General features: G+C 69.4%; 1 protein-coding gene and 3 pseudogenes. 3 read left to right on the top strand and 1 reads right to left on the bottom strand.

The annotated features are described in order from the left end of the window. Positions 1-1,178: methionine--tRNA ligase (gene metG / locus ACWFR1_RS40120; protein WP_453560965.1), on the bottom strand; the 1,178-nt coding region annotated here is incomplete at its 3' end. 93 nt (positions 1,179-1,271) lie between these two features. Between metG and ACWFR1_RS40115 the strand changes: the two are divergent. From ACWFR1_RS40115 to ACWFR1_RS40105, 3 pseudogenes are all read left to right on the top strand, one after another. Then, positions 1,272-1,397, top strand: a pseudogene (locus tag ACWFR1_RS40115) (response regulator transcription factor); the annotation flags it as partial. A 153-nt stretch (positions 1,398-1,550) separates the two neighbouring features. Continuing rightward, positions 1,551-2,081: pseudogene (locus ACWFR1_RS40110) on the top strand (response regulator transcription factor); the annotation flags it as partial. Between the two features lie 17 nt (positions 2,082-2,098). Further along, a pseudogene (locus ACWFR1_RS40105) lies at positions 2,099-2,564 on the top strand (HAMP domain-containing protein); the annotation flags it as partial. Positions 2,565-2,659: the final 95 nt, after the last annotated feature.

Raw genomic sequence — 2,659 nt, 5'->3', positions numbered from 1 at the left:
TCGCCGTCGGCCGTCGAGGCCGGCAGCGCGCCGTCGAAGTACTTGCCGACCATGGCCGCGACGCGGGACGCGAGGTTGCCGTAGTCGTTCGCCAGTTCGCTCGTGTAGCGGGCGGAGAAGTCCTCCCACGAGAACGAACCGTCCTGGCCGAACGCGATCGCCCGCAGGAAGTACCAGCGGTACGCGTCCACGCCGAAGTGCGAGGTCAGGTCCTGCGGCTTGATGCCCGTCAGGTTCGACTTCGACATCTTCTCGCCGCCGACCATCAGCCAGCCGTTCGCCGCCACCCGGCCCGGGACCGGCAGGCCCTGCGCCATCAGCATCGCGGGCCAGATGATCGCGTGGAAGCGGAGGATGTCCTTGCCGATGAGGTGCACGTTCGCCGGGAACGTCTCGTCGAACTTCGCCTGGTCGGCGCCGTAGCCGACGGCCGTCGCGTAGTTCAGGAGCGCGTCGATCCACACGTAGATCACGTGCTTGTCGTCCCACGGGACCGGGATGCCCCAGTCGAACGTCGACCGCGAGATCGAGAGGTCCTCAAGGCCCTGCTTGACGAAGTTCAGCACCTCGTTGCGAGCCGACTCCGGCTGCACGAAGCCCGGGTTCGCCTCGTAGAACTCCAGCAGCTTCGGGCCGTACTCGCTCAGCTTGAAGAAGTAGTTCTCCTCCTTGAGGATCTCCACCGGCTTCTTGTGGACGGCGCACAGCTTCGTGCCGTCCTCCGCCTCGATGAGATCGCCGGGGAGTTTGTACTCCTCACAGCCCACGCAGTACGGGCCTTCGTACCCGCCCTTGTAGATCTCGCCCTTGTCGTACAGGTCCTGCGCGAACTCCTGCACGCGGTCGGTGTGACGCTTCTGCGTGGTGCGGATGAAGTCGTCGTTCGCGATGTTCAGGTGCTCCCAGAGGGGCTTCCACGCCTCCTCGACGAGCTTGTCGCACCAGGCCTGGGGCGTGACGTTGTTCGCCTCGGCCGTGCGCATGATCTTCTGACCGTGCTCGTCCGTGCCGGTGAGGTACCACACCTTCTCGCCGCGCTGACGGTGCCAGCGCGTGAGCACGTCGCCTGCGACGGTCGTATAGGCGTGGCCCAGGTGAGGAGCGTCGTTGACGTAGTAAATGGGGGTCGTGACGTAGAACGCCTTCGCCCCCTGCTTCTCGGATCCAGTGGCCGCCATGGTCGAAATCCTAACCGTCGTACGAAGATCCACTCACATCGATAAACCCCGGCCGCCCGAGAGGAGACGGGGCGGGGTGGGGAAGATGGGGGCATGCGTGTACTCGTGGCCGAGGACGAGCGGGACCTCGCCCGGCTCGTCGCCGTCGGCCTGCGCCGGGCCGGATTCGCCGTCGACACCGTCCACGACGGGGACGACGCCTTGGAGCGGTTGGGGTTGGGGTTGGGGATGGTCGCGTACGGGGGGTCGGTCGCGACGGGGTCGTACGCCTCCGAGTCGCTCGTGGCGGGGTCGTACGCCTCCGGCCCGCTCGGGCCCGGGGCGCTTGCTCCTGTCGCGCCCGGACCGCCCGCCCCCGGGCCGCTCGCGCCCAGCCCGTACGACGTTCTCGTTCTCGATCGCGATCTGCCCCGCGTCCACGGTGACGACGTCGCCCGGCGGCTCGTCGCCGTCGGGTCCCCCACCCGGATCCTCATGCTGACCGCCGCCACCGCCGTCGAGGACCGCGTCGAAGGCCTCGACCTCGGCGCCGACGACTACCTCGGCAAGCCCTTCGAGTTCCCCGAGCTCGTCTCCCGCGTACGGGCCCTGCGCCGGCGCTCCGCCCGCCCGCCGCTCCCGCCCCTCCTCGAACGGGACGGGCTGCGCGTCGACACCGTCCGGCGGACCGCCACCCGCGACGGACGGGACCTCGACCTCTCCCCGAAGGAGTTCTCCGTCCTCCAGATCCTCCTGGAGGCCGACGGCGCCACCGTCTCCGCCGAGGAGCTCCTCGAACGCGCCTGGGACGCCCACGCCGACCCCTTCACCGGAGCCGTACGCGTCTGCATGAGCAAGCTCCGCGCGAAGCTCGGCGAGCCCGGCCTCATCCGGACCCTGCAGGGCGTGGGGTACGTGCTGTGAGCTCTGCCGGCGGGCCTCTGCTGGGGGTCGGCTCCACCATCCGGACCCGGATCGCGCTCGTCTACGGAGGCGTCTTCCTCGTCCTCGGCGCGGTCCTGCTCCTCGTCGTGAACCTGCTGGTCCGGGCCGGTACGGACATCAGCGAGGCCGCCGGCGACCAGATGCTCATGTGGTCCTCCCTCGCCCTGCTCGTCATGGCCTGCGGCGCCGTCGTCGTCGGCTGGTGGACCGCCGGGCGGGTCCTGCGGCCCGTGCACGAGATGACCGCCCGGACGCGGCGGCTCTCCGAGCGGAACCTGCACGAGCGGATCGCGGTGAGCGGGCCCGACGACGAGCTCAAGGAGCTCGGCGACACGATCGACGCGCTGCTCGGACGCCTGGAGACGGCCTTCGACAGTCAGCGCCGCTTCATCGCCAACGCCTCCCACGAGCTGCGGACCCCCCCTGGCCACCCAGCGCGCCGCGATCCAGGTGGGGCTAGACGCAACGCCGTTCAGTTAGGGCGGGGGTCGGGGCGTCAAGGGCTGCTCGTGAGCATGGTGATGCTGATGGTGGCTTTGTAGGTGGTCCGGTCGATG

This window comes from Streptomyces sp. NPDC055103, assembly GCF_053607625.1.
The sequence above is the reverse complement of the archived record's forward strand: the minus strand, read 5'-3'. Positions and strand labels throughout refer to the sequence as shown.